Raw genomic sequence first — 22149 nt, forward strand, 5'->3', positions numbered from 1 at the left:
TTGAAGCCAGTAAAAATATTGGAACTGAACAGCCCGACGTTACGAGGACAAGAAAAACGTGCCTCGCGACAGTTTTATTTTTTTACACGTAACCAAAAACACGCGGGAGGAAAAGGGACAGTGCCGGCCAGTAGGTCGTAGCAAGCATGACCGGCAGGTAGCCTAGCAGGAACAGACAGACGTACGGCAGGATATCAGAAAACTCAACCTTGCCGACGCGCATGCCGAGATACAACAACGAGGCGTAAGGCGGAGTCAGGCAGCCAATGCCGAGGTTAACGCCAAAGATAGCCGCGTAATGCACGGGGTGGATACCAATTGACATCGCCAGCGGCTGGAGCAACGGCGCCACAAGAATGATGCCTGTCGTGTCATTGACAATCATGCCAACAAAGAGCAACAGGGCATTGATGAGGAGAAGTATTAGAAACTTGTTCTGCGTGATGCCGAAAATTGACCCCATGATGGCCTGAGGAACCTGAAGCCTAACATACGTCTGGCTCAACATCATCGAACACATAATCATGACCATGATTGTGCCCGCCGATACAGCAGAGTCCTTCGTGATTTGGAATGTATTCTTTGGTTTCAAACCCTTGTAAATCAAAAAGCCGACAGGGAAGCAGTAAACTGTAGCGACGGCCGCCGCTTCGGTTGGCGTCGTCGCGCCGGAATAGATACCGCCGAGAATAATAAGGGGCATTAGAATGGCCGGCAGAGCCTTCCAGCCTTTACTGATAATTTGGCGACGTTTCTCCTGTTTAGAAAGCGGAGGAAGAAGCTTCATATCAAGTTTGTGACAGATAAGCATGTTGATTGCACAGAAAATGATGATTGTCAGGATTCCGGGGCCTACAGTGGACAGGAAACAGGCAAGGACGTTCGTGTTAGTAACCCAACCGAAGATGATCATTGGCGTTGAGGGTGGGATCAGCGTGCCGAGAATCGACGAAGCTGTAATCAGCGCCGTAGCGCAAGAACGTGGATAACCTCGCTTCACCATCTCGGGAATCAACATGCTACCCGTCGCGGCAAGACCAGTGAATGCGCTGCCGGAAATGGCGCCCATGATGCCGCAAGTAACAATCGCAACGATGCCGAGACCGCCCTTGACGCGACCAACGAAAACATCAACGAAGTCAAGCAGGTATTTTGCTATGCCTGACCCGCTCATTAGCGAGCCTGCATAGATGAACAGCGGCACACACAGCAACGACGGGCTTAAAATCTGCTGGAGCCCCCACATCATCATACCCTTCATCGAGATATCACCAAATGTAACCATGAACAACAACGCTCCGCTAAAACAAAATGCGATCGGCACGCCCAAAGACAGCAGGATCATCAGGATTAAAAGGGAAATAATCGAAAGAGTCACGCCGTCCATTTAGGCCACCTCCTGATGTTTCGGGACAAGGGCGTCCGTAGGCGTCATCCGGTACTGCTGAACGCACTCCTGCATTTCGACGATTGTGTAGAACAGCATAAGAGCAAACGCAATGAATACCGTCACTTCATAGTAGATCATTGGGATAAATAGGATATCCGTCTTCTTACCGACGCGGAGAGCATACTTGAGGTAATCCCAGCCCCACCACGTGAGCCAGCACAGGATAACTGTCGAAGCAATAGAGGCAATGATACGAATAGCGTAAATACTACGTACCCTCTTGCAAAAGATCTCTAGTACTCTCGCAACAAGCTGCCCCTTTTCGGAAGAGGCTTTCACGGCGGCCATCAAGTACAACCATGTCGTTGGAAAGTTGTTAAGCTCTTCGATGCCCATAAGCGGCGAGCGCAGAACATATCTCATAACAACCTGGACAAACATGAGCGCCGTAACCGCGAGCAGAGCGATGACAATAACCGCATCAATGACATGGTCAAGCCCACGAATCCATTTTGCTCGAACAATTGTCATACTTTTCATGTTTCCCCTCCTTATGTCGTGAACGCTCTTCTATTTTTAAGCCCATGAAAGTCGCAACAGGATAGAATAATGGACACAAAACCACTGAGCTGCAAAAATGACGAAACCCAAAATATATGTTTTCCGACGCCCACATGCTTCCTCAAGTACCATGCGCTTGAATTGAAAAACTATTTCAGACTTGAAACAAGTGCAGAACCTACAGAATTAGCCTATGTCAGCATATTGATGATTTCGTCGATAGACTTGTCGGCAATGCCTATAGACTCGAGCGTTGTGCCTTGATGCCAGTAATCGGTACCATGCAGCTGCGAACAGAAGTTAACAATCAACTCCGCCCTCGGTGACCTCGTTCCTGCCTTGCGCGCGATGCAGGCGATCGGCATGATGACCCCCGGCACGTCTTCTGTAATATAACGGCTACGAACGCTCTGACCAACGAGATCAGAATACGGCGTCTCAGGGCTGTGCACATACTCGAAAATATTCTTGCTGCTATTGTTGCCGTAGTACATCTTCATCAGCTCAAGAAAACCATCAAGCTTAAAACCGCAGGCCGCACCAATTGCGACACGTTCCTTGTCCAGTTCGTGCATTTGCTCGCTGATGAGTGGCGTGATCCCGTCGATGTAGTGACGCCATGTGTCACCGCGCTGCTCAATCGCACCCCAGTTCAGAATCACGGGATACGGATGCATTGTAAAATTGATGTTGGACATGTCGAGTGCAAGGATGTGATCGGCCTTCTTGTACTTGACGTATCCGGCAAATGCAGAGTTCAGGATGTCAAGTATTTCCGGGGCCGCTGAAGCCGGCGACGTAGCGAGGTAGATAGCCGTCTTGCGCTTGTTGATGTTTACCTTGTCAACAGCACAAATGCGGCAGGCGTAGGGCTGAGTCTCTACCGTAGAAATCGAGATTCGAGCCTTGCAGCCCATTTTGCTCATCATCGTCTTGAGACGGTACGCACCGAAGTTGCCCGGCACGATGACGATATGCTGACCGTCCTTGAGGAACGGAATCATCTTTTCAAAGATAGGCCCGTGAGCGAACGAGGGTACGTTCACAACGACAATCGAAGCGCCATCCATAGCTTCTTTGATATCGCGCGTCACAGCGTGAAGGTGTCCTGTGACCTGAATGTCTCCGACGAGGGAAATCGTTTTTTTCTCGTGTAGTGTCGGGAAATCCGGCACATTATCAAGCGGCTCCCACATGACAATCGGATAACCAGCGGCGCTAATCTGAGCGCACCATGCACGTGCCCCGTTGCCGCTGCCAAGCATTGCAAATCTCAACATATCCAATCCTCCTCGCTAAAAATATAGAACAAACTGCCATGCGACTACAAAACGCCGAGAATCACAGGAACATGGCTGCCGTAAGTCATGTTCTTTGAGAAGTCGCGGCCTATAAAAGTTATTTATGCCGTGATATTGTCTGACAGTCAGACAATATCACGGCATACGTTCTTTGTCAAGAAAAGATTTTCATGCATTGTAATTATCTTCAATAAAAAGGCGCACCTCAAAAGTTCTCTTCAATACTAACGCCTAATATTGTTTCTTGGCAAAACAAGCTAATATTACCGCAGCTTATAACATGTCTAAATTGATCTAAAATGGCTTAAAACATGAAAATTACTGAGAACAAAAAAGCGAAAATTAAACTGGCATACAAGAACAATTGATATAAAAGGACCAAGTTAAGACTGAAAAAAAATCAGCTACCCAGAGATGCATCAGACCAAGAAGGGCGCCCCGTGACATTTCGGCATGAAAGCCCATCGTCCGTTGACGCTGAGACGTCAAGAACAAGAGAGGGCGAAGTCCGTACGGACTTCGCCCTCTCTTGTTCTTGACGTTTTCTTAAGACGCAGAAGCCCGAAGCGGTGACAGGCAGCGTTTTCGTTCCTCAGGCCGCTGGAGAGTACGCCAGACATGGCCAGATCGCAATGCCCCAAGTTCATCGAGATCCGGCCATTTTTTATCCGTTCTTTTTTGTGAAAAGTTCACTTCACCGCGGTAACGGCGTAGTCCTGGTCCTCGACGGCTTTTTTCAACACGGCGTCGGGGACGTCCTTGCTCAGCGTGACGACGGCGGTGCCTTTTTCGTGGCTGACTTCGGCGGAGGCGACGCCTTCCACGGCTTCCAGGGCCTTTTTGACGCGGGCTTCGCAGTGTCCGCACATCATGCCTTCAACGTTCAGTGTCTTGGTCATTGGTCCATTCTCCTTTTCCGATTCGATCTGATCCAGCCCCACGGGCCGGATTTTTTTATCCTTTTTCGCGCTGCGCAGGTCGAAGAAGTTCAGCCGGAGCGCGTTGGATACGACGCAGAAGCTCGACAGGCTCATGGCCGCGGCGCCGAACATGGGGCTCATCTTCCAGCCCAGCAGGGAGATCCAGGCGCCGGCCGCCAGCGGGATGCCGACGACGTTGTAGAAGAAAGCCCAGAACAGGTTCTCGTGGATGTTGCGCAGCGTGGCGCGGCTCAGGCGCACGGCGGCGGGAACGTCGCTGAGGCGGCTGTTCATCAGTACGACGTCGGCGGCGTCGATGGCGACGTCGGTGCCGGCGCCGATGGCGATGCCGGTGTCGGCGCGGGTGAGGGCGGGGGCGTCGTTGATGCCGTCGCCGACCATGGCGGTCTTGCCGCGTTTCTGCAGCTCGCGGATCACGGCTTCCTTACCGTCGGGCAGCACGCCCGCCACGACCTGATCGACGCCGGCCTGCGCGCCGATGGCGCGAGCGGTGCGTTCGTTGTCGCCGGTGAGCATGACGACGCGGATGCCCATGTCCTGAAGTTCCTTCACGGCCTGCGGGCTGTCTTCCTTGATGGTATCGGCCACGGCGATGACGCCCATGAACCTTCCGCCGCGCGTGAAAAGCAGCGGTGTCTTGCCCTGTCCCGCCAGCGCTTCGGCCTTGGCATTCATCTCTTCGGGCACGGCGGCGCGGCCGGCGATAAATGCGAGGCTGCCGCCGAGCAGTTCTTCGCCGTTCAACGTGGCGGTCAGGCCGTTGCCGGGCAGGGCGCGGAAGTCGCCCACCTCCGCCGCGGTCAGGCCTTCGTCGCAGCTTTTCCGCATCACGGCGCGGGCCAGCGGGTGCTCGCTCTTGCTTTCCAGCGCGCAGGCCAGCTCGAGCAGTTCCCGTTCGCTCGCGCCCCCGGCGGGCAGAAGGTCGGTCACTTCCGGCTCGCCGCTGGTGATGGTGCCGGTCTTGTCGAGCGCCACGATCTGCACGCGGCCGGCGGCCTCGAGCGAGGCGGCGGTCTTGAAGAGGATCCCGTGGCGCGCGCCCATGCCGTTGCCGACCATGATCGCCACGGGCGTGGCCAGCCCCAGCGCGCAAGGGCAGGAGATGACCAGCACGGAAATGCCGCGGGCCAGAGCGAAACCGAACTCTTCGCCCAGCAGCCACCACACGGCGACGGTCAACAGGGCAACGGCGATCACGGCGGGGACGAAGACGCCCGACACCTTGTCGGCAACTTTGGCAATCGGCGCTTTGGTGGCCGCGGCGTCGCTGACCATGCGGATGATCTGCGACAGCGTGGTGTCCTCGCCGACGCGGGCGGCGCGGCAGCGGAGGTAGCCGGACTGGTTCACCGTGGCGGCGCTGACTTTGTCGCCGGGAGCCTTGTCGACGGGAACGCTTTCGCCGGTGAGCGCCGCTTCGTTGACGGCGGAATGGCCGTCGAGGATCACGCCGTCGACGGGCACGTTCTCGCCGGGATGGACGGCGAACTCGTCGCCGACCTGCACGCGGTCGATCGGCACGACAGTCTCGGCGCCGTCTCGAAGCAGCGTGGCGGTTTGGGGAGCCAGTTTCATCAGCCCTTTGAGGGCGTCGGTGGTGCGTCCCTTGGAGCGGGCCTCGAGCATTTTGCCGACGGTGATCAGCGTCAGGATCATGGCCGCCGACTCGAAATAGAACTCGTGCAGATAGCGCGCCGCCGCGGCCGCGTCGCCCCGCGCCTGCGCGCCGGTCATCAGGAACAAAGCCGCGACGCTGTAGGCGAACGACGCCGCCGAACCGAGCGCCACCAGCGTGTCCATGTTGGGCGCGCCGTGCATCAGCCCCTTGAAGCCGCTGGTGAAAAACTTCTTGTTGACGAGCATGACGACGGCCGCCAGGATCATCTGCGCCAGTCCCGCGGCGACGGGATTGCCGTCGAAGAACTGCGGCAGCGGCCAGCCCCACATCGAATGTCCCATGGAAAGGTACATCAGCGCCCCCAGGAAGCCCAGCGACGCGAAAAGGCGGCGTTTGAGCGCCGGCGTCTCGCGGTCTTTCAGCGCCTCCTCGTCTTCGGCCAGCTTCGCCGCGGCGGAGGGCTTCGCGGCGCCCTTGAGCGAGGCGCCGTAGCCCGCCTCTTCCACGGCTCTGACGATCGCCGCTTCGGACGCCGTTCCCTCCACGCCCATGGAGTTGGTCAGCAGGCTGACGGAAACGGAGCTGACGCCGGGCACCTTCGACACGGCCTTTTCCACGCGGGCGCTGCAGGCCGCGCAGCTCATGCCCGTGACGTTGTATTGCTCCATCGCGAAAACCTCTTTTCCCGCAAAAAAAATCGCCGTCACTTCATCAGCTTCTGCAGCGTCGCCAGCAGCTCGTCGATCGTTTTCTCCCGCCCTGCCCGGATGTCGTCGAGCACGCAGGAACGGATGTGGTTCGCCAACAGCTCGCGGTTGAAGGCGTTCATCGCCGCCGTGACGGCCGAACACTGGATCAGGATCTCCGGACAATAGGCGCTCTTTTCCACCATGCCCTTGATGCCGCGGATCTGTCCCTCGATGCGGCTGAGGCGGTTGATCAGCTTGCGGTACTCTTCGGGCGAGCGCTCCTTGGTACGGCGGACGTTTTCGCAGTTGTTTTCTTTCATGTCTTCAATTCCCTCCTTGTTTCATTTCAGACACACAATATACCCATATAAGGTATTTGTCAAGCGCCCGACGGCAAAACTGTGCGCAGCACGTCATAAGCCCGTCATTTCGCGCTTACGGACGCCCTCAGAGGGATCACGGCGATGGCGTTGAAAGGGCTGCCGTCGAGCAGCAGCGTGGAGGTGGCGAGATAGACGAAGCAGTCGGTCTCGCCGTCGTAAAAGCGCACGACCTTCATCTTGCGGAAGATGGCCGAGCGGGACTTGAACACCTGCGTCTCCTTTTTCTGGCGTGTGTCGGGAACGATGGGCTCGCGCCCGGTCCGCACGATGGAGAGCGAGAACCGCGCCGGATCCTCGGCCAGCCCCAGGGCGCCCGAGACGCCGCCGGACTTGGCGTAGGAGACGTAGCACACGATCGAGGGAAAATCAGGATCGCGGAACGCTTCGACGACGACTTTGTGATTTGGCCCCACCAGTTTGAAAGCCGTGTCCACTTCGCCGACTTCCCAGCGCTCTCTCGGCGCGCTGCTTCCCGGCAGGGCGAAAGTCAGGCACAAAATGACGGCAACGATCAGTTTCTTTTTCATTTTCGACTTCCTCCGATTTGAATGAAACGTGCCGGAGAACTCTTTGCGAAAGAGTTCTCCGGCACTTATTCTACACGACGTTATTTCTTTTCGGGCGCCGGAGCCTTTTTCCAGCTGCCGTCGAGCTGCCCTTTCTCGCGAAGCATTTTCACCGCTTCGCCGGCGCTCTCATAGACGGCGCCCACGCCCTTGGAATCGGCGGCGTAGTCCATGGCGGCTTCTTTGCGGATGCCCAGCGAACCGGCTTCGGCCACGGAATCGATGTTGGCGCCCATGAAGATGAACTGCCAGCCGTACTTTTCCTGCGCGTCGGAGACAAGCTTCTTGACGGCGGCGCGGCTGAACTCGCGGCTGGCGTTTTCCAGCCCGTCGGTCATGATCATAAAGATCACCAACTCCGACTTGGGACAGGTCCCGTTTTTCTTGAAGTCGCCGTCCACCTGCAAAACCGTCCGCCCCACCGCGTCGAGCAGCGCCGTGCTGCCGCGGGCGAAGTACTCCTTCTCGGTGAGCGCCGCCACGTCCTTGATCGGCTTGTCGCTGTAAAGGATCTCGTACTGGTGGTCGAACAGCACCGTGGTAACCACGGCCGAAGCGACTTCCTGGCGCTGCTTGTCGATGAAGCTGTTGTAGCCGCCGATGGTGTCGCCGGTGAGGTGCTGCATCGAGCCGGAACGGTCGAGGATGCAGACGATGTGCACCTTGTCCTTGTCAAGCGGCGGACATTTGTCGCTGTGATCGTGGGACAGTTCGGGCAGCTTCCCGTCGCGCGGCAGGATCTCGTTCGGCCGCTGCTGGACCTGCTGAGGCGCAGGCGGCACGGCGGCAAAGGCGGCCGCGGCCGTCAGGACGGAGCACAGGGAAAGACACAGAGCGCAAAGCTTTTTCATGAATCAATCTCTCCTTTCGGATCGTTTCCTTGATTTTAGATTTACGACGCGGAACGTGAAACTGAACTGATTGTAAAGCCAATCCCGGCAGATCTCATCACCCGTTCGGGTGAACTTCCGCCCACAGAGCTTCGGCGCCGAGCAGCGGCGCGTCCTCGCCGAGGAGCGCCAGCCGTATCTCCGGCCCCGGGCGGTACACGGGCGAGAGCAGCGGCTGCATGTAGTCGCGCAGGTCGTCGAGCAAACCGTCGAGATGCGACAGGCCGCCGCCGACGACGATCGCCTCGGGGTCGAGCAGATGGGTCAGCGTCGTAAAGGCGCAGGCCAGCGCGCGCAGTCCCTCGGCGAAAGGACGAGCCAGCCAGGCGTTCTCGCGCTGTTCCCAGAGGGTTCTCATGTCGCCCCCATAGCCGTATTTCTCGCCGGCGCGTTCCAGAACGTCGGCGGAAAAAAAGCTTTCCACGTGGCCGCGCCCGCCGCAGCCGCAGCCGCGGTCCTCCAGCAGCGGGAAGTGGCCGATCTCGCCGGTGCGGCCGAGCCGGCCGCGCACGAGCCGTCCGCCGACGATCACGGCGCCGCCCACGCCGGTGCCCAGCGCGCAGAAGACGAAGTCTTTCAGCCCCCGCGCCGCGCCGCCACGCATCTCGCCTAAGGCCGCGCAGTCGCAGTCGTTGGCGAGGGACGTTTCGCGCCCGGTCAGTTCGCCAAGGGCATAGTCCGTCAGCCCGTCCCAGCCGTTCAGGTTCGGGCAGCAGCCGATGCTCCGGCCGTCGAGCACCATACCCGGCACGCCCATGACCAGCGGCGCGTCGCCGGCTTCCAGTTCCGCCAGCAGCGCCGCCAGCGCCGCACAGACAGCTGACGGCGTGCGCGGCGGCGGCGTCGGCACGGTCTTTTTGCGCAGCACGCGCCCGCTTTCGACCAGCCCGGCCGTCAGCGTGTGCCCGCCAAGATCCGCCGCGGCGATCATGGCCGCGCGCTCCCCACTTCGGCCCAGCGCGTCGAGAACTGGGCGATCAGCTCGCCGCCGTCGCTGCGGATCTCGTGACGGAAGTCCAGGCCGTCCTGCTGCGTCGTCACCGTCAGGTCCATGCCGTAGACGGCTTCATGCTTGTAGAGGATGTCGGCCTCGACGAGGCCGCAGCTCATGTAGACCTCGCGCGGCACGGCTTCGGCGGCCCAGCTCAGATAATAGGCGTTGTTGACGTGGCCGTTTGCGTCCAGCTCGCCGAGACGCACGTGCAGCCGCACGGACCGATCGGCGCGCTCCAGCCTTTTCGGCGCCACGAAGACCGGCTCGAACGGCGTCTCCTCGGCCTTTTCCATGAACACCTCCGGCAGGCGGCGGCTCAACCGCACGGGACGCCGCGAGGCCAGATCGACGAAGATCCACATGCTGTCGGCGAGCCCGGTCTGCTTTCCCCGCCCGTCGAGCAGCCGGAAGCGGCGCACCGAATAGAGATCGCGCAACGGCATGTGCCCTGTGTTGATCGCGCCCGCGTCGCCGCTCATCAGCGGCCGGTCGAGGCGGATCGAATACTGGTGCAGCATCCATGCGCAGCCGCAACGCCAGTAGTCGGGCGGCGGATTCATGGCGTCGACGGCGCCGTCCGCCGCGTCCTGAAGCATGTTCAGCAGGTGAAACGGTTTCAGCGCGCGGCAGGGCGTCACCTCCGACTGGGGGACCGCGAATTTTTTCGTGAACATCAGGGCCATGGGCTATCTTCCTCTCTCCGGGCCGATTCTAAATGAACGGCGGCAAACGGACATTGTCCTTTCCGACAATTTTACCACGCCGCGATCCCGGCGCGTCCGCCGCGCCGGTTCCAAAAAACGGAATGCCGAGCAGATCCCGCCGACAGCGCGTCCCCCGATGGTTCGGCCGTCATCGGGGGACGCGCAAAATGTTCCACGTGGAACATCATCGTTCGTTCGTCAAATTCAGTTTCCTGCGTCCTTACGGTCCGCTTGGGGCGAGCCGCGCGTTTCAATCCCGCGTTTCGGCGCCGGCGGGAGCGTAGTCATCGACGCGGCCGGACACGGCGAAGAAGGCCGCCGCGACCAGCGCCGCCCCGACTGCCAGCGACAGCCAGTGATTCAGGCCGAGGGCAATGCAGAGATAGCTTGCCGCCGCCCCCACGCCCGCCAGAAGCGCGTAAGGAAGCTGCGTCTTGACGTGGTCGATGTGATCGGCGCCGCAGAACATGGACGACATGATCGTCGTATCGCTGATGGGACTGCAGTGATCGCCGAAGACGGCGCCGGCGAACACGGCGCCGACGGTGGGCAGCATGTAGGTCGTCACGTCGATGCCGGCTGCGGCCGAAACTTTGGCCAGCAGCGGCACGACGATAGGCATCAGGATTCCCATCGTGCCGTAGGACGTGCCTGTGCAGAAGGAGATGACCATGCCCGTCAGGAAGGTCAGCAGCGGGATCCAGCCGGGGGCGAGAAAGTCCTTCGTGACCGAGACGAGATACGCCGCCGTGCCGACGGATTTGATCGAAGCGCTGATGCCCCAGGCGTAGATGAGGATCATCGAACCGACGAAGACCGCCTGGCCGCCCTTGAGAAAGCCGCGGAACAGGCGGCTCAGGCTGGCCGCGCGCTGAAGACGGAACAGCGCCAGCGTCATCACCGCCGCGGCGTAAGAACCGTAGATCAGCGCCAGCGAGCTGTCGGAGTTGGCCATGGCTTCGCTCAGCCCCGCTTTTGGAAAACCTCCCGTGACCAGCAGCATGCCGACGATGAAAACCACGAGAAACACGACCGGCAGCACGAAGTTGACGACGCGGTCGGGCGCGTTTTCGGCCGGCTCGAGGTCGGGATCTCCGGCCGCACTCGTCAACGGCATGGCGCCGTCGCGAAGGACTTTGCCGGTGCTGCGGGCGCGGCGCTCGGCGGCCAGCATCGGCCCAAAATCGCGGCGGCTCAGAACCACCAGCGTCACCAGCAGAAGAGCGATCAGATTGTAGAACACGAACGGGATGGACCGAAGATACGTGTTGTAAGCGCTGCCCTGAATGCCGAGCTCGCCGTACTGTTTGCCGATCTGGCCGACCATATAGGCCACCCAGGACGAGACGCCGGCGATGGCCGCCACCGGAGCGGCCGTGCTGTCCACGAGATAGGACAGTTTTTCCTTCGACACCCGGTAGCTGTCGGAAATGGGACGCATCGTCGTGCCGACCACGGCGGCGGTCACGTAGTCCTCAAAAAAAATCACGATCCCGGCCAGCTCGGTGAACAGCATGGCGCTGCGGCTGCTCCTGACCTTGCGCGACAGGGCGTTGACGGCGGCGCGCACCCCGCCGCCCGCCTGCATGACGCCGACCATGCCGCTCATGACGATGCACGTCATGAAGATGCGGGCGCCCCACGGATCACCGAGCGAGTTCCAGATGTTCTCGATGGCCGCGCCAAAACCGTAAATCGGATTCCAGCCGTTGACCATGGTGCCGGCGATCCAGCTGCCGACGAACAGCGAGGGAATGACCTCGTGCGTGGTCAGGCAGAGCACGATGGCGACCACAGGCGGCAGCAGCGACAGAACCCCGAAGTAAGGCGAGGCCGCTTCGTCCGCGGCGGCACACGCCGTTCCGCAAAGCGCCGCCACGAGAGCGGCCGCGACGAAAAGCACCAGAGAAATTCGACGGTGAGACATCACAAAGACCTCCTCGAAAATCGAAATCGGCTCATACCGTTTTACCGGATCCAGCGGCGGCGTTCCGCCGCGAATTCCCCGCCCACTCCAGCTGACCGCTCAGCAGCTCGTCGAGCGTCTGCCGGCGCACCGCCACGCGGGCCTGTCCGTCGCGGGCGAAGATCACGGCGGGGCGCAGGGCGCAGTTGTAGGTGCTGAACATGGAATAATTGTAGGCGCCCGTCAGCGGCACGGCCAGCACGTCGCCGCGGCGCAGCTCCGGCACGGGAGTGTCGAGCGTCAGCACGTCGCCCGTCTCGCAGCACGGCCCGGCGATCGCGGCGCGGCGGTCTGCGGGGCGTTCCGTGTCGTTGACCAAGAGCACCCCGTATTCCGCCTGGTAAAGCTGCGGGCGCGGGTTGTCCGTCATGCCGCCGTCCACCGCCACGTAGGTGCGCACGCCGGGGATCTCCTTGACGCCCTGTACCGTGTAGAGCGTAATTCCCGCCTCGCCCGCTATCCACCGTCCCGGCTCGAAGGCGACTTCGGGACGCTCCAGACCCAGCTCGGCGCAGCGCGCGTCGACGCGGTCGAGGATGGCGGCGACAAAGCGTTCCGCCGGCGCTCCGGCCTCGCCGGGACGCTCGGGAATGGCGAAGCCGCCGCCGAGGTCGAGCTCGCGCGCCGCGAAGCCCGTCGCTTCGCGCAGCTTCAGCATGATCTCCGTCATGCGGTCCGCCGCCCGCAGATAGGTTTCGACGTCGCGGATCTGGCTGCCGACGTGGACGTGCAGCCCCGCCAGGTCGAGCCCCGACGCGCCGAGGGCGAAGCGCACGGCGCGCTCCAGATGCGCCAGAGGCACGCCGAACTTGCAGTCCTTCTGCGCCGTCTGGATGGAACGGTGCGTACGCGCCTCGATGCCGGGGCTGAGGCGCAGCAGGATCTTCTGCCGGGCGCCGCGTTTCGCGCAGAGGCGCGCCAGCAGCGCCAGCTCGTCTTCGCTGTCGACCGCCACCGCGCCGACGCCGCGTTCCAGCCCGGCGGCGAGGAACTCTTCCGTCTTGGCGTTGCCGTGCAGCGTCACGCGCTCCGTCGGGAAGCCCGCCGCGCAGGCGATATGGAACTCGCCCGGCGACACGGTGTCGAGGCACAGCCCTTCTTCGTCGATCAGGCGGGCCATGGCGGCGTTCAGAAAAGCCTTGCCGGCGTAGCAGACGCGCGCGCTCCGCCCCGCTGCCGCGGCGCGCAGCCGCCGGCAGCGGTCGCGCAGCATCGTTTCGTCCATCACGTACAGCGGCGTGCCGTATCGTTCGGCCAGCGTCACCGTATCGCAGCCGCCCCAGATCAAATGATTCATCGTCATCCCATCCCTTCGGAAAAGTTCATAAAAAAGCGCGTCCCTGTGTATTTTTCGCAAATACACAGGGACGCGCTTCTCATTTTCGGCACGCGGTACCACCCTGCTTGAACGCAGCCGTCCTGCCGGGAGGACCGTGACAGCGCGGGAAGCAAAAAGGCTCGTCCCCGCGCTGTAGGGACGAGCCTGAAATCAGTCTCGCGGTACCACCCTTCTTGGACGCATCGCTGCATCCCGCTCGGACCCGATCACGAGGGTCAATCCGGGAAATCTACTCCGGCGTCGAATGCGCTTTTTCAATCCCAGCTCCCCGGGCCTTGCCCGCCGGATTCTTTCACGCGGAAACCCTTTCAGCCTGTGGGATCTCCTCTCTGGCACCGTGAAAATGACGAATCGACGGGATCCGGTTCATCGCCTTTATCCCTATTCATCTGTTGCTGAAAATTATAACCGCAGTTTCCCGTCTGTCAAGGGCGAAATCGAAATAATTTTTCACTGTTCCGTCAATTCCGACAGCCATTTTTCGCAAGCGTTTTTTCCCGGCCGCCGCGGCGAAACCGCCGTCGCTTCAGCCTGATACTGGAAAAAAGGCGGTGTTTGTGGTATTTTATTATAAAGAAGAGGGTCTTTATTCCGTGGCTGCACTCATTTTTCCCGGACGATCTGCGTAAAAATCCATTCTCAAGAGGCAGGAGGGACTGATTCACATGACAGCACGCATCATCACCATCGGTCGCGAATACGGCAGCGGCGGACGCAGCATCGGCGAACGGACTGCCCAAATGCTGGGGTACGGATTCTACGACAAGGTCCTGATCGACCTCGCCGCCAAGAAGAGTGGTTTTGCCATCGATTACATCAGAAACACCGAAGAGCAGGTCACGCCCAACTATTTGTTCAACCTGGCCGCCAACGGCTATTACGCCAACTCGATGTTCATCAACGACGGACTGCCCGCCTCGGACAACCTCTTCATCCTGCAGAGCAAGATCATCCGCGAACTGGCCGAGAAAGCTCCCTGCGTCATCGTCGGGCGCTGCGCCGATTACATCCTGCGCGACCGCACCGACTGCCTGAACGTGTTCATCCACGCGCCGCTGGCCGACCGCGTCGCCCGCGCCGTCGGCGAATACGGTCTGCCCGCGGAGGGCGCCGAAAAAACCGTGCAGCGCAACGACAAGATCCGCTCCAAGCACTACCAGTATTACGCCGGCAGCAAATGGGGCCATATCCATCGCTACCACCTCACACTCAACAGCAGCGCCTTCGGCTGCGAGGCCGCCGCGGCCCTGATCGTCGAGACCGCGCGGCGGTTCGGGTAAAACTGGCCGCAGACAAAGACGAATCAAAATGTTCCACGTGGAACACTCGGTTTGGAATGACGGATGACGCTTCTTTGCAAACTATTGACTGAAAATAAGGTGTCGCTTTTCGACAACGAACGAGCCGCCGCGGGGGATCTTTTTGCGTCCCCGCGGCGGCTCGTTTTTACAGAATGTCGATGTACTCGCCGGCCAGCGCCTTGTTCATGCTGCGCACGGCGCAGAATTTGCCGCACATGCTGCAGGTTTCGCTGTGGTCGTCTTCGGGGGCCCGGCTTGCGCGGATGGCTTTGGCGGTCTCCGGATCGACGGCTTCCAGCCACTGCGCGTCCCAATCGAGCTTGCGCCGCGCCGCGGCCATGCGGTCGTCCTGCTCGCGCGCGCCGGGAATGCCCTTGGCGATGTCGGCGGCGTGGGCGGCGATGCGGCTGGCGATGATGCCCTGTTTGACGTCGTCCACGTTGGGCAGGGCCAGATGTTCGGCGGGCGTGACGTAGCACAGGAAGGCCGCGCCGTTGGCCGCCGCCACCGCGCCGCCGATGGCGGCGGTGATGTGGTCGTAACCGGGGGCGATGTCGGTGACGAGGGGGCCGAGCACGTAGAACGGCGCGCCCCGGCAGATGGTCTGTTGCACTTTCATGTTGGCGGCGATCTGATCCAGCGGCACGTGCCCCGGGCCTTCGACCATGACCTGAACGTCCTTCGCCCAAGCGCGGCGGGTCAATTCACCGAGGCGGACGAGCTCCTCGATCTGGCAGACGTCGGTGGCGTCGGCAAGACAGCCGGGGCGGCAGGCGTCGCCGAGGCTGATGGTGACGTCGTGCTCGCGGCAGATGTCGAGGATCTCGTCGAAATGTGAGTAGAACGGATTTTCCTCGCCGGTCATGCTCATCCAGACGAAAACGAGGCTGCCGCCGCGGCTGACGATGTTCATCGCCCGTCCGCAGTTTCTGATCTGCTCGATGGTCTTGCGCGTGATGCCGCAGTGGAGCGTGACGAAATCGACGCCGTCCTCCGCGTGCAGGCGCACCACGTCGACGAAGTCCTGAGCGCTGAGCGTGGCGAGGTCGCGCCGGTAATGGATGACCGCGTCGTACACGGGCACGGTGCCGATCATGGCGGGACACTCGCCGCACAGTTTGCGGCGGAAAGGCTGCGTGTCGCCGTGGCTGGACAGGTCCATGATGGCTTCGGCGCCCATATTCACGGCGCTCATGACTTTCTGCATTTCCACGTCGTAGTCCTTGCAGTCGCGGCTGACGCCGAGATTGACGTTGATCTTGGTTTTGAGCATGCTGCCGACGCCGTTAGGGTCGAGGCCCCGATGCCCGCGGTTGGCGGGGATCACGGCTGTGCCTTCGGCCATCCAGCCCATCAGTTCCCGAACGCTGCGGCGTTCTTTTTTCGCGACGATCTCCATCTCCGGCGTGGCGATGCCGCGGCGCGCCGCTTCCATTTGCGTGTGGTAATTTCGCTCCATATGACGGACTCCTTTCCTGCTTCCGCTGCGGACAGCGGATTTTCCGCGGAACCGGCGCTTTTGCCCGAACGAAAAACAAGGGAGCGGACTCCTCGTGCGGAGCCCGCTCCCTCCATTTTTTTCTGCGTCTTCCTCCGCGGGCATTATCCCAACAGGTTCACGGGTCGGAACGCCAGTTCCCTCTCAGCCTGCGTGACGCAAGCTCCCCGGTTCGCTCTTCGTTTGATGCAGGACCAGTCTAGCAGGCCGCGGCCGATTTGACAAGCGCCCCGCGGCGGCAAAAGGCGAAAAATTTCTATTTCCCGCGGCTTTTGCCGTAATCGAGCGCCAGCGCCGACAGCAGCTTCACGCCCAACGGCACGACGGCGTCGTCGACGCGGAACTCGGCGCTGTGATGCGGCGTGTCGGTGCCCATGCCGAGGTTGAAGTACGCGGCGGGGATTTTTTCGCCGTAGTAGCTGAAATCCTCGGATCCCATGGCGAACTCGCGTTCCACAAGACGATCCTCAAGCCCTTCGGCTTTCGCCACGTCCAGGATCCAGTCGGTGACGTCGGGATCGTTGACGGTGACCGGATAGACTTTTTCGTACTTCAGATCGGCCGTGCAGTTCCACGCCGCGGCGATGCCGTCGACGATGCGGTGGAAGCGTTCGGGCATGGCTTCGCGCGTTTCCATGTCGGAGCAGCGCACGGTGCCGCACATCGTGCAGGTATCGGGAATGACGTTGCGGGCTTCGCCGGCTTTGATGGCGCCGATGCCGACGACAACGGGTTCGAGCGCGCTCACTTCCTGCGGCGCGATGGCCGTCAGCGCCGGCACCAGGGCCGCCGCGCAGAGCATCGGATTGACGGCGCGGTGGGGGCTGGCGCCGTGGCCGCCCTTGCCACGGATGACGATGTCCCAGATGTCGGCGGAGGCCATCATCGGCCCTTTCTTCCAGCCGATTTTACCGGCCGGCATCTGGCTCTGCACGTGCTCGCCGATGATCGCGTCGACGCCTTCGAGCGCGCCGTCGGCGATCACCGCGGGCGCGCCGGAGCCGGGGCCCGCTTCCTCGGCGGGCTGGAACAGGAACCTCACCGCGCCGCAAAGTTCGTCCCGGTGCTCCTGCACCACCTGAACGACGCCGGCGAGGATAGCCGCGTGGGCGTCGTGCCCGCAGGCGTGCATGACGCCCGCGCATTCGGACGCGACGTCGTGGGACGGATCCTCGGCGACGGGCAGCGCGTCGATGTCGGCGCGGATCATCAGCGTCGGTCCGGGCTTGGCCCCCTTGATCTCGGCGACGAGGCCGCACTGAGTGCCCTTGAATCCTTTTTTGATCACGGAAACGCCGAGTTCCGCCATCCGGGCGGTGATTTTTTTCGTCGTCTCCACCTCGCGCCAGGAAAGTTCCGGGTGACGGTGAAGCTCGCGGCGCAAGGCCACGGCCGCTTCGGAAGCGCGTGTGACGCTGTCCTGCCTGTCTGCCATCATAAAAGACTCCTTTCGAATCGTTTGAATTGTCGGCCCCGCGCCGCGGAGCCGCTTTCAGCCGCAAAACTAGAAAAACTTGACGAGGAACGCCGCCAGGAACACGGAGGCGATGGTGACCGTGGTGAATCCGGCGATGAGCATCTTGGGAAGCACGTGCGAGAGGACGAACTCCCGCTCTTCGTCGCTGCCGCCCAGCTGAGCGGCGACTTCCTCGGAGATGATCAGCGTGCCGGGGAAACCGATCATGCACGTGGCGCTCAGCGCCGCGGAAAGGCCCCAGCTGTACTTGAATATTTTACTCAAAAGGATGGAAGCGATAAAGATGCCGGCGACCGTGGCACCGAAAACGATGAACAGCGGCCCGAGCAGATCGAGGATCATGCGCGGCGTCGCCTTGGCCAGCCTGATGTAAATGGGGATCATGATCGCGAACATGACCATGCCGTTCGCGTTGCCCAGCGTCATGATGTTCGTCTCGATGAAGCCCAGCTCGTGAAAGACGATGCCGAAAAGCAGCGCCATCACAAAAGGATGCACGGCGTCGCCCAGCAAGGACGCGGCCTTGAAGCTGAGCCAGGCGACGGCGAACGCTTTGGCGATGTAAACGTAGCTGGTCTGCCAGCGCTGGGGCATCGGCGGGATCAGTTTCTCCCACTTGGACGTGCCGGGCTGCCCCGCCGCCAGCGCGCGCTCGCCGGCGGCGAAACGGGCCTTGAGCTTTTTGCCCTCGTGCAGCAGGCAGTTGGAAGCGATGGGAATGCCGAAGAACCCCTGCACCGTCAGCAGCATCGTCACGAACACGCCGATCGCCGTCAGCCCCTTGGCGTCGGCCGCCTCGGTCATGATCAGCCCGGCCACGACGCCGCCCGACACCGGGCCGGTCGCCGCCACGGCATAGTCCCAGCCGATGAAAGGCGACGCGGCCAGTAGGATCGCGCCGGCGCCGGCGCACATGCCGAGGAACGACACCGCCACCGTCCTCCACTCCTCCCGCAGCTTGCGGGCATCCATCATGCTGCCCATCTGCACCATCAGCAGGGCGATGAACGACGTGGCCAGCGGCACCATCTTGCTGTCCTCGAAAAGAGTCGTCGGCACCCCGCTCCAGAACAAAGCCAGGAAAATCACCGAGCAGATGAACATCATGCTCACGCGGGCACGGGTCTTCATCGCCAGAAGGTTCGCCGCAGCGTACACGAGAGCGATGACCGTCAATGCGCTTAACTGATCCATAAATACCCCACCTTTCGGGAATTGGCAACGAAAATTTTTTCAAGCGCTTATTTTACGCAAAACGCCTCTCCGGAAAAGGCGTTTCGGTAAAAACGGGAGAATAAAAAAAGACCGGCTCCCGCATGGGGACCGGTCCTTGATCTTTGCGCCACGACGCGTTAAACGTCGGACCTCAAGGGGATTCCCACGCCATGGACGCCGTAATAAAAGCTAAAGTAGAACTGCTGCGAGCTCATTCTTCTCATGACGCGGGAACGCTCCTTTCTTTCTCAGTTAACGCCGCGCACCGCGACGAAAATATTTTTACACCCGGACACTAAAAAGTCAATACCTGAACAAGGCAAAGCTCCGGCATTTTTACTTTCTTCTTCCACGAGGCGGCCCTGTCCCGCCAGCAGGGCGCGCTTCGGCCGGCTCTTACGGACCGTTCCCTCTTATGCGCCGCTCATGACGCGGGCCGCCCAGCCGGAGTCCTGCAGGATCGCGCGCCCTACGCCGATCAGGTCGGCCTTCCCTTCCCACAGCAGTTTTTCCGCGCCGGCGCCGGTGACGACGCCGCCGGTCAGCAGCACGGGGACGGAAACCTTTTCCTTCACCGCCGCGGAAAGCCGGCTGAAATAGCCCTCGCCGTCCAGCCCCGGCACGATGTAACCGCACATGCCGCCGGACAGGCTGATCATGTCGACGCCGCAGCGCTCGAAGAATGCCGCCGCCCGCGCGCCGTCCTCCGCTGTCGCTCCGCCGGGCATGTAATCGCCGGCGCCCAGGCGCAACGCCACGAGGTAATCGTCGCCGACGGCCTCGCGTACCGCGGCGATCACACGGCCGTGCAGGCGCACGCGGTTTTCCGGCGAAATGCCGTATTCGTCGCCGCGCCGGTTCGTCAACGGCGAATAAAATTGGTCGAGCAGATAGCCGTGAGCCGAATGGAGCTCCACGCCGTCAAAGCCCGCCTCTTTCGCGCGGCGGGCGGCCGCGGCGAAATCGCGGACGATTTTGTCCAGCCCGGCCGCGTCCAGCGCCACGGGGACGCGCGTGCCGCGGCGCGGGTTCGTCACCGCCGAAGCGCCGTACGCCGGCAGCCCCGTCACCTCTTCTTTCGCCAAGCTGCCGGCGTGGTTCAGCTGAGCCACGAGCGGCGAGCCGTTGGCGTGCACCGTCCGTACCAGCCGGCTCAGCCCTTCAACGTCGCTGTCGCGCGAGATCGAAAGCTGGCACGGACTCGCCTGCCCTTCCGGACTGACGTAGCAGTGCTCCGTTTCGACCAGGCCGATGAATCCGCCGCGGGACTTCTCGTCGTACCAGGCCAGCGTCGCCGCCGTCACCGCGCCGCGATCGGCCTTTTCCGTCGCCATGGGCGGCATCACCAGACGGTTTTTCAGCGTCACGTTTTTGATCGTCACAGGTTCCCGCAAAAGTCGCATCTACATCGCCTCTTTCAGCACCGATTTTGTGAAGAAAAACAGCTCGGCTTTCATTATGGGGCAGCCGGCCTCCGATTTCAAGACCGGAACGAAGCGACAAAAAACGGCGCCCGAATCGCTTCGGACGCCGTACATTCGTCTGGTGGAGGTAAGGGGATTCGAACCCCTGACCTTTTGAATGCCATTCAAACGCTCTCCCAGCTGAGCTATACCCCCAGATGCGTCACCCGTGTCCCGGATGACTCGTGCATATTAGCACGACTCCATCAAAATTGCAAGAGGGCACAATATTCCCCCGCGCCCAACGGATCGCGGTTCAACGAACGGAACGGGGCGCTGCGTCTTTCCCTAATGGATCTTCAGGTACTTTTCGGGCACTTCGATGTCGGTCATGTGCTGCGGGCCGGCGCCGAGCATGTAGGTGTCCTGAAGGATGAGGATATGGTTTTTCGACTCCACGTCGGTCTGCGCGTCGGCGTAGTAGCGTCCCTTCCACGAGGAGTTCGGCGACTCGGCGTCGAAGAATTTGATGACTTTGGGGATCTCGAAGTAACGGCGGAACTTCTGGTGCGTGACGCCCTGCTCGATGCAGTCGATCGCGAATTCGCCCAGCGCCTTGGAGGTGGTGAAGCCCAGAGAGTAGGCCCAGACGCCCATGCGTCCGCCGGCGCCGCGCGCGATCACGGTGTCTTCGACGCGCTTGAGGATCGCTTCGAAGTTACCGCTCACGTCGGCGAGATCGAGCCCCAGCGCGCCGGGATAGCCCATCAACGGCGAGGGCAGGTCGGCCTCGATGAAATAGCCGCCGTGCTCGACGATGCTCTTCAGCATCGGTTCGGTCTGCGCGTCGTTGGTGCAGAAGAAGGCCGTGTCCTTGCCGTACTTGTCGATCCAAGTGGGCATCTTTTCGAGGATGAACTGCTGCGCGCCGGCAACGCCCACGTCGCTGGTGGGATCGGGAGCGGTCTCGAAGTGGAAGCCGAGGCCGATGTCCTTGCAGGTCTGCTCCATGATCATGCGGCGGCGGGAAAGAAGCTCGTAGCTCATGTGGCGGGGGAAGGAGATGTGCACGAAGTGCTTGCACCCCAGGCGCTTGGCCAGGACGATGTTCAGATAGCCGCGCGACAGGTTGTCGTTGCCCACGGTGAGATCGGAGATGCTGTCGATGACGCTGGGATCCTCATGGGCTTCGCCGACGAAGAGCAGCATCTCGGGACGCTTCTCGCGGATACGGCGGAACGCCTCGGTGGTGCCGGGGATGCCCTGGTTGACGATGACCGCCTTCATCAACGGGTCGTCGGCAAAAGCCGCGATCTGGGAAATGGTCGTCTCCTGCTCGGTCATGAAGCTGTCGGGATAGGTTACGTGCTTGATCATGCCGCCGTCGGTGACGTCGCCGTATTTCTGGATCAGCGCTTCGGCGCCGCGAAGGTCGTCCTCCGATTGCGAGACCGTGCCCGTGCAGATGCCGATGTGGAACTTCGCCGGCTCGGCCGCGCAGGCCGCCCCCGCGAACACCGCCGCGCCCAAAAGCAACGCCGCTGCCAGATGGTATTTTTTCATATTTTTTGCCCCCTCTTTCAACTGTTAAAAGATAAATTACGAGCCACGTGGCAATTTTAATCTATTTTAAATTAACGGTCAAGAAGGGCGACATAAACATTTTTACGATAAAATATTTCTGAAATTCTTCAAGGTAAATGCAACGCAACATCCGGTACCCCGTTGCATTAAATCTGAATTAAAAGGAGCTTGCATTTAGTCTGAATTGATGAAAGAACTTTCTTACGAGACAACAGATCTCGGAAAGGAGTTCATCATCATGAACAAACATTTGACTCTGGCTGAAAGAAAAGCCATTGAAAGCGCCCTCAACCGGCGAGAATCTCTCAGAAGTATTGCCTCAACAGTTC

The 22149-nt window shown here is 60.8% G+C and carries 19 protein-coding genes, 1 tRNA gene and 1 riboswitch; of the genes, 2 read left to right on the top strand and 18 right to left on the bottom strand.

The genetic code is table 11. From position 1 onward, the window contains the following. Positions 1-82 precede the first annotated feature (82 nt). From RAH42_RS12050 to lysA, 12 genes are all read right to left on the bottom strand, one after another. Positions 83-1387, bottom strand: coding sequence for a TRAP transporter large permease (locus RAH42_RS12050; RefSeq protein WP_078014961.1), 1305 nt, complete (start codon positions 1385-1387; stop codon positions 83-85). Then, positions 1388-1930, bottom strand: a complete 543-nt coding sequence (locus RAH42_RS12055; protein WP_120371731.1) for a TRAP transporter small permease subunit — start codon at positions 1928-1930, stop codon at positions 1388-1390. Between the two features lie 212 nt (positions 1931-2142). After that, on the bottom strand, positions 2143-3231 hold the full coding sequence (locus RAH42_RS12060) for an NAD/NADP octopine/nopaline dehydrogenase family protein (RefSeq protein WP_317539605.1): 1089 nt from the start codon (positions 3229-3231) through the stop codon (positions 2143-2145). Positions 3232-3941: 710 nt separating this feature from the next. Then, positions 3942-6479, bottom strand: a complete 2538-nt coding sequence (locus RAH42_RS12065; protein WP_078015061.1) for a heavy metal translocating P-type ATPase — start codon at positions 6477-6479, stop codon at positions 3942-3944. A gap of 35 nt (positions 6480-6514) precedes the next feature. Continuing rightward, complete coding sequence (locus RAH42_RS12070; RefSeq protein WP_120371733.1) at positions 6515-6820, bottom strand: metal-sensing transcriptional repressor; 306 nt, start codon at positions 6818-6820, stop codon at positions 6515-6517. Positions 6821-6924: 104 nt separating this feature from the next. Further along, entirely contained in the window at positions 6925-7410 is a 486-nt protein-coding gene (locus RAH42_RS12075) for a CreA family protein (protein WP_078014958.1), read from the bottom strand. 80 nt (positions 7411-7490) lie between these two features. Next, positions 7491-8300, bottom strand: coding sequence for a VWA domain-containing protein (locus RAH42_RS12080; RefSeq protein WP_078014957.1), 810 nt, complete (start codon positions 8298-8300; stop codon positions 7491-7493). Positions 8301-8397: 97 nt separating this feature from the next. Then, a complete protein-coding gene (locus tag RAH42_RS12085) occupies positions 8398-9270 on the bottom strand; it encodes an ROK family protein (RefSeq protein WP_317539606.1) in 873 nt (290 codons plus the stop codon). Then, entirely contained in the window at positions 9267-10016 is a 750-nt protein-coding gene (locus tag RAH42_RS12090) for an acyl-ACP thioesterase domain-containing protein (protein ID WP_078014955.1), read from the bottom strand. The genes RAH42_RS12085 and RAH42_RS12090 overlap by 4 nt, the downstream gene beginning before the upstream one ends. Before the next feature lie 71 nt (positions 10017-10087). Further along, positions 10088-10213: a hypothetical protein gene (locus RAH42_RS12095; RefSeq protein WP_317539607.1), complete on the bottom strand. Its 126-nt coding sequence runs from the start codon at positions 10211-10213 to the stop codon at positions 10088-10090. Positions 10214-10287: 74 nt separating this feature from the next. Beyond that, entirely contained in the window at positions 10288-11964 is a 1677-nt protein-coding gene (locus RAH42_RS12100) for a Na+/H+ antiporter NhaC family protein (RefSeq protein WP_240496065.1), read from the bottom strand. 31 nt (positions 11965-11995) lie between these two features. Then, complete coding sequence (gene lysA / locus RAH42_RS12105; protein WP_317539608.1) at positions 11996-13300, bottom strand: diaminopimelate decarboxylase; 1305 nt, start codon at positions 13298-13300, stop codon at positions 11996-11998. A 286-nt stretch (positions 13301-13586) separates the two neighbouring features. Between lysA and RAH42_RS12110 the strand changes: the two genes are divergently transcribed. Both RAH42_RS12110 and RAH42_RS12115 read left to right on the top strand, forming a co-directional pair. Next, positions 13587-13877, top strand: coding sequence for a hypothetical protein (locus tag RAH42_RS12110; RefSeq protein WP_078014952.1), 291 nt, complete (start codon positions 13587-13589; stop codon positions 13875-13877). Positions 13878-14007: 130 nt separating this feature from the next. After that, on the top strand, positions 14008-14622 hold the full coding sequence (locus RAH42_RS12115) for a cytidylate kinase-like family protein (protein ID WP_078014951.1): 615 nt from the start codon (positions 14008-14010) through the stop codon (positions 14620-14622). A gap of 166 nt (positions 14623-14788) precedes the next feature. On the opposite strand, the gene thiC is transcribed toward RAH42_RS12115, so the two are convergent. From thiC to RAH42_RS12145, 6 genes are all read right to left on the bottom strand, one after another. Continuing rightward, positions 14789-16102: a phosphomethylpyrimidine synthase ThiC gene (thiC, locus tag RAH42_RS12120; protein WP_078014950.1), complete on the bottom strand. Its 1314-nt coding sequence runs from the start codon at positions 16100-16102 to the stop codon at positions 14789-14791. Between the two features lie 112 nt (positions 16103-16214). Continuing rightward, positions 16215-16321, bottom strand: a riboswitch (TPP riboswitch). A 76-nt stretch (positions 16322-16397) separates the two neighbouring features. Beyond that, positions 16398-17576 carry a M20 family metallopeptidase gene (locus tag RAH42_RS12125; RefSeq protein WP_078014949.1) on the bottom strand — a complete coding sequence of 393 codons (1179 nt, stop codon included), beginning with the start codon at positions 17574-17576 and terminating at the stop codon, positions 16398-16400. A 69-nt stretch (positions 17577-17645) separates the two neighbouring features. Further along, positions 17646-18812: a hypothetical protein gene (locus RAH42_RS12130; RefSeq protein WP_078014948.1), complete on the bottom strand. Its 1167-nt coding sequence runs from the start codon at positions 18810-18812 to the stop codon at positions 17646-17648. Between the two features lie 434 nt (positions 18813-19246). Beyond that, entirely contained in the window at positions 19247-20236 is a 990-nt protein-coding gene (locus tag RAH42_RS12135) for an NADH:flavin oxidoreductase (RefSeq protein WP_078014947.1), read from the bottom strand. Positions 20237-20376: 140 nt separating this feature from the next. After that, positions 20377-20452 (bottom strand) — tRNA-Ala (locus tag RAH42_RS12140). A 132-nt stretch (positions 20453-20584) separates the two neighbouring features. After that, positions 20585-21799, bottom strand: coding sequence for a DUF3798 domain-containing protein (locus RAH42_RS12145; RefSeq protein WP_078014946.1), 1215 nt, complete (start codon positions 21797-21799; stop codon positions 20585-20587). Positions 21800-22149: the final 350 nt, after the last annotated feature.

This window comes from Pyramidobacter sp. YE332, assembly GCF_033060595.1.
Lineage (GTDB): Bacteria > Synergistota > Synergistia > Synergistales > Dethiosulfovibrionaceae > Pyramidobacter.